Source organism: Mesorhizobium sp. B1-1-5 (genome assembly GCF_006443065.1).
Taxonomy (GTDB): domain Bacteria; phylum Pseudomonadota; class Alphaproteobacteria; order Rhizobiales; family Rhizobiaceae; genus Mesorhizobium.
In genome coordinates this window covers 1-5,004 of record NZ_VFWS01000200.1, presented here as the reverse complement: position 1 = coordinate 5,004, position 5,004 = coordinate 1, and the positions used below count along the sequence as shown (strand labels likewise).

Genomic DNA, 5,004 nt, shown 5'->3' with positions numbered 1-5,004 from the left:
CTACGCCCCTACTCCCCGCATGAACCTCATCTGCGCCATCCTCCTTTTTCTGGTCGCTCTCCTCTTTGCCCTCGCCGGCGTCACCCGCGCCGGTGTCTGGCTGGTCGAGCGACGCAGCCCGCCTATCGGCGCGTTCGCCGAGATCGATGGCACGCGCATCCATTACGTCCATATCCAGGCGCCCGCCGGCGCCGAGCTGCCGCCGGTCGTCTTCATCCATGGCGCCAGCGCCAATCTCAAGGACCAGATGCTGCCGCTGAGGCCCCTGCTCGAGGGCCGCGCCGAAATGCTGTTCCTCGACCGCCCGGGGCTCGGCTGGTCGGAGCGCGGAGATAATGAGACATTGGCGAAGCAGGCGGATACCATTGCCGCGCTGATGGACCGGCTGGGAATCCGCAACGCGGTCATCGTCGCCCATTCCTTCGGCGGCGCCATCACCACGGCCTTCGCCCGTCAGCATCCGGAAAAAACGCTTGGCCTCGTCTTCCTTTCGCCCGCCACGCATCCCTGGCCGGGCGGCGCGACCGCCTGGTACTACAATCTCACGGCCACCCCGGCGATCGGCTGGCTGTTTTCCGAAACGCTCGCCTATCCGGCCGGCATGCTGCAGATCGGCGGCGCGACGTCTTGCGTCTTTTCGCCAAACGATGTGCCGGACTCCTATGTCGACAGTGCCTCGATCCCGCTGGTGCTGCGGCCGTCCGCCTTCGGCGCCAACGCCCGCGATGTCGCCCAGCTCTACGACTATGTCCGCGCCGCCGCGCCTGCTTACCGCAAGATCAAGGCGCCGACCGTCGTCATCTCGGGCGATCGCGACAAGGTGGTCTATGCGACAATCCATTCCATCGGCCTGGAACGCGACATTCCCGGCGCGGAGCTCATCTGGGTCAGAAATCTCGGCCACAAGCCGGACTGGATCGCGCCCGATCTCGTGGTCGGCGCGATCCAGAAAGTCGCGGGCAAGGATGTCGATCTTCAAGCGATGGCCAGGATGGTGGAAGCGCGGATTGCCGGCGACGCGCATGGCGTGGGCAAATGTCCCACTCTCGAGCAGCCGCAGCCGGAACTCGCGCCGACCTGACAGATGTCTTCCAAGCGGACCGGCGCACAGAGCATTGGGATCAACCTGGCATGTACGTCCTGAAACACGGCATAAAGAGAAATCCGGAAAAGCGATGGGGACTGCCGGACCGTATCTTCTTCGGTCACGGCGCGTGTGCCATTCTGGCCGGGGTTTTTCTGAAAAACCCTCCCTTTGAGGGATTTTATGGCGAGCGCATTGTCCCGGCCGAGGATTTTGCGGGCAACCATATCTACGTGACGAACGGCGTCATCGCTTTCGACTATCACGGCTATTCCTGCCGTCGGCGGCTCCTCGAACATCACGAAAAAGGCTGGGCGTCGCACAGTCCCGGCTGGCATTGCATGATCACGAAGGTCGATTTCGATCTGCTCGACACGATCGAACTGAACCGGCGGAAGATACTGGGGCCGGATCAGTATCTATACGACCCAGTTCCGCGCGCATTCCGGTTTCTTCAGCGCTTGGACCATCCCAAAGCCGCAGCCAAAGCGCACGCGATTGCCGCGCGCGTTGACGCGTCTTCATAGAGCGATTCCTGAGAAGTCGACTATGCCCTAATGGGTCTCCGACCCCACATAGGCAATCCGCAGCATATTGGTCGAGCCCGGCGTCCGCAGCGGCACGCCGGCGGTGATGATGACGCGGTCGCCCGGCTTGCCGAAGCCTTCTTCCAGCGCGATGCGGCAGGCCCGGTCGACCATGTCGTCCAGGTCGGTAGCATCCGGCGAGACGACGCAATGCGTGCCCCACAAGAGCGACAGCCGGCGCGCCGTGTTGACGATCGGCGACAGCGCCACGATCGGCACCTGCGGGCGCTCGCGCGCGGCGCGCAGGCCGGTGGTGCCCGACGCGGTGTAGGAGATGATCGCCGACAGTTTCAGCGTCTCGGCGATCTCGCGCGCGGCCAGCGAGATGGCGTCGGCGCCGGTGGCTTCCGGCTCCGAGCGCTGCGCATTGATGATGCCGGCATAGGTCGGGTCGGTTTCGACCTTGGTGGCGATGCGGTTCATCATGGCGACCGCCTCGACCGGATAGGCACCGGCCGCCGATTCGGCCGAAAGCATGATCGCGTCCGCGCCTTCGAAGACAGCGATCGACACGTCGGAAACCTCGGCCCGGGTAGGCACGGGCGCGGTGATCATCGATTCCAGCATCTGCGTGGCGATCACCACCGGCTTGCCGGCGCGGCGCGCCGCTCGCGTGATCTGCTTCTGGATGCCAGGCACTGCTTCCAGTGGCATCTCGACGCCGAGATCGCCGCGGGCGACCATCAGCGCGTCGGAGAGCTCGATGATTTCGGGGAGCCGCGCCACTGCCTGCGGCTTCTCGATCTTGGCCATGATCAGCGCGCGGCCGCGCGCGATCTTGCGGGCCTCAGCCAGGTCCTCCGGCCGCTGCACGAAGGACAGCGCCACCCAGTCGACGCCGGTGGCAAGCACCGCGTCGAGATCGGCACGGTCCTTCTCAGTCAGCGCGCCGACCGGCAGGTCGGTGTCGGGCAGGCTGACGCCCTTCTTGTCGGAAATGCCCGAGCCGGCGACAACCGTGCAGGTGATCGACTTGCCGTCGCTCTTCAGCGCCTTCAGCTCCAGCTTGCCGTCGTCGATCAAAAGACGGTGACCGGCCTCGACCGAGCTCAGGATTTCGGGATGCGGCAGATATACCCGCTTCGACGTGCCGGCTTCGGGATTGTCGTCGAGCGTGAAAGTCTGGCCGACAGCCAGCGCTTCCTTGACGTTGGCGAACTTGCCGACCCTGAGCTTCGGGCCCTGCAGGTCGGCCAGGATGCCGATCGGTCGGCCGACGGCCGCTTCGACGGCGCGGATGCGGCCGACCAGCGTGCGCATCAGCTCGTGGTCGGTATGGCTCATATTGATGCGGAAGACATCGGCGCCCGCTTCGAAGAGCTTTCTCAGCATCTCCTCGGAAGAGGAAGCCGGACCGATGGTGGCGAGGATCTTGACCTTGCGGCTGCGTCTCATTGACTGTTTGTTCCCGGAGCGGGGGTCGCTGGCGCGCCTCCCGTTGCGGGCTCGTCGGTCAGCTGGACCATCCAGCTGGCCTGCTCGCCCGTGTCATATTCCTGAAATCCGGCGCGTTGGAAGCCCCGGGCGACGCAATCATTCACGCCGGCTATCTTGAACTCTTTTTCGGCGACGCACATGTTGATCGGGCCGTCCCAGCGCCCGCCACGTTCGGCGTCTTCTGCATAAAGATAGTAAAACCTTGATGACAGCGGACCCTCGATCAGCGTCTTGCAGGTCGATCCTTCGATGTGCCACCAGCCCTCGGTGATCCAGCCGGCCTTGGCGCGATAGCCGATGCCGACGCCCACCAGATTTTGCGTCGCGTTGCAAACGCGGAAGTCGGCCCGGGCCGGCGAGGTCGCGGCTATCGCGAAAAATCCCGCGCCGACGATCAGCAACGGCACGGCCAGGCGCTTGCGCAACCGGCCGGCAAAACCCATCGCAGATCCCCTTGCGAACCACATTTGCATCTCTCGAAGCCCTTTTCAGCAAACTCCGGGCGCATGTCAACGCGCCGTTTTGTTCAATTCCAATCGATTTAGAAGGGCCCGTCGCGCAAATTCTCCCTCGGTCGGGGATTTTTTGCGGAAACCTTGGCCAAACAACGGCATTGCGCCGGCGTCCTCTTCGTGGAATGACGATAGCACATCGCAGCCGCCACCCCCTTTTCAGTCGATGACCCGATCCACAGTTTTCACGCCGTTCGACATAGTCGAGGGCGACCGCAAGAAAGGCGTCGTGCTTCTCGCCGACCACGCCCGCCGCGATCTCCCCGACGAATATGGCAGTCTCGGCTTGCCGGCGTCCGAATTCGACCGTCACATCGCCTATGACATCGGCGTCGAGACGGTGACGCGCGAGCTCGCCGCTGCGCTTGACGTGCCGGCGGTGCTTGCCGGCTTCTCGCGGCTGCTGATCGACCCCAACCGGGGCGAGGACGACCCAACCATGATCCGCCAGCTCTATGACGGAACCGTGGTGCCGGGAAACTATCCGATTGCCCGGGAGGAGCGCGAGCGGCGGCTCGACCGTTTCTACCGGCCCTATCACGACGCCGTCGGCGCGATGATTGCCTCCGTCGCCCATGCTTCGGGCAAGGCGCCGTTCATCCTGTCCGTGCATTCTTTCACGCCCGCGATGCAGGGTTTTGTCCGCCCCTGGCATGTCGGCGTCCTGTGGGACCGAGACGACCGCGTGGCGCGGCCGCTGATCGACATGCTGGCCGAGGACAAGTCCCTCGTCGTCGGCGACAACGAACCCTATGACGGCGCGCTGCGCGGCGACACCATGTTCCGCCATGCCATCGTCAACGGCTATGCGCATGCGCTGATCGAGATCCGTCAGGACCTGATCGCCGACCGCGCCGGCGCCTTGGCCTGGGCCGAACGCCTGGCGCCGATCGTTGACGCCATCGACCGGCGCCCCGATATACATCAGGTGAAAATGTTCGGCTCGCGCAGGGACCTGTGTGACGAGACCGATAGGCCGGGAGTTCCCCAATGACCGAACTCAGCGACGACCAGAAACGCGATTTCGAGGCAGCCGCCTTCCGTCGGCTGGTGACGCATCTGCGCGAACGCGGCGATGTCCAGAACATCGACCTGATGAACCTCGCCGGCTTCTGCCGCAACTGCCTGTCCAACTGGTATCGCGAAGCCGCCGAAGCCGACGGTGTGGCATTGTCGAAAGACGAGTCGCGCGAGATCATCTACGGCATGCCCTATGCCGAGTGGCAGGCGCTCAACCAGACCGAGGCGTCGGAAGCCAAGAAGGCGGAATTCGAGGCATGGCGGCCGAAGGATCACTAAGCGGCCTTGTATGGCTCGTCCCTGCGGCTTCGTCATTCTAGGGCGGAGCAAGGAGCGAAGCGACGCGGCGTAGACCCGAGGATCC

The 5,004-nt window shown here is 64.3% G+C and carries 6 protein-coding genes; 4 read left to right on the top strand and 2 right to left on the bottom strand.

Annotated elements, in window-relative coordinates; all coding sequences use genetic code 11:
• The first annotated feature begins 19 nt into the window (after window positions 1–19).
• A complete protein-coding gene (locus FJ980_RS29210; protein ID WP_140547103.1) occupies window positions 20–1,081 on the top strand; it encodes an alpha/beta hydrolase in 1,062 nt (353 codons plus the stop codon).
• 50 nt (window positions 1,082–1,131) lie between these two features.
• Entirely contained in the window at window positions 1,132–1,611 is a 480-nt protein-coding gene (locus tag FJ980_RS29205) for a hypothetical protein (protein ID WP_140547102.1), read from the top strand.
• A 27-nt stretch (window positions 1,612–1,638) separates the two neighbouring features.
• On the opposite strand, the gene pyk is transcribed toward FJ980_RS29205, so the two are convergent.
• Both pyk and FJ980_RS29195 read right to left on the bottom strand, forming a co-directional pair.
• Complete coding sequence (pyk, locus tag FJ980_RS29200; RefSeq protein WP_095767318.1) at window positions 1,639–3,066, bottom strand: pyruvate kinase; 1,428 nt, start codon at window positions 3,064–3,066, stop codon at window positions 1,639–1,641.
• Window positions 3,063–3,551 carry a DUF1036 domain-containing protein gene (locus FJ980_RS29195; protein WP_095767317.1) on the bottom strand — a complete coding sequence of 163 codons (489 nt, stop codon included), beginning with the start codon at window positions 3,549–3,551 and terminating at the stop codon, window positions 3,063–3,065. Before FJ980_RS29195 ends, pyk begins: the two co-directional genes overlap by 4 nt.
• A 235-nt stretch (window positions 3,552–3,786) precedes the next feature.
• Between FJ980_RS29195 and FJ980_RS29190 the strand changes: the two genes are divergently transcribed.
• Together FJ980_RS29190 and FJ980_RS29185 are read left to right on the top strand one after the other, a co-directional pair.
• On the top strand, window positions 3,787–4,614 hold the full coding sequence (locus tag FJ980_RS29190) for an N-formylglutamate amidohydrolase (protein ID WP_140547101.1): 828 nt from the start codon (window positions 3,787–3,789) through the stop codon (window positions 4,612–4,614).
• Window positions 4,611–4,919: a DUF1244 domain-containing protein gene (locus tag FJ980_RS29185; RefSeq protein ID WP_140547100.1), complete on the top strand. Its 309-nt coding sequence runs from the start codon at window positions 4,611–4,613 to the stop codon at window positions 4,917–4,919. The genes FJ980_RS29190 and FJ980_RS29185 overlap by 4 nt, the downstream gene beginning before the upstream one ends.
• The last annotated feature ends 85 nt before the right edge of the window (window positions 4,920–5,004 follow it).

What these genes read in the sequence shown, in the direction of transcription:
- FJ980_RS29210 (WP_140547103.1), top strand. Translation starts at nt 20, where the DNA reads ATGAACCTCATCTGCGCCATCCTCCTTTTTCTGGTCGCTCTCCTCTTT.
- FJ980_RS29205 (WP_140547102.1), top strand. Translation starts at nt 1,132, where the DNA reads ATGTACGTCCTGAAACACGGCATAAAGAGAAATCCGGAAAAGCGATGG.
- pyk (WP_095767318.1), bottom strand. Translation starts at nt 3,066, where the DNA reads ATGAGACGCAGCCGCAAGGTCAAGATCCTCGCCACCATCGGTCCGGCT.
- FJ980_RS29195 (WP_095767317.1), bottom strand. Translation starts at nt 3,551, where the DNA reads ATGGGTTTTGCCGGCCGGTTGCGCAAGCGCCTGGCCGTGCCGTTGCTG.
- FJ980_RS29190 (WP_140547101.1), top strand. Translation starts at nt 3,787, where the DNA reads ATGACCCGATCCACAGTTTTCACGCCGTTCGACATAGTCGAGGGCGAC.
- FJ980_RS29185 (WP_140547100.1), top strand. Translation starts at nt 4,611, where the DNA reads ATGACCGAACTCAGCGACGACCAGAAACGCGATTTCGAGGCAGCCGCC.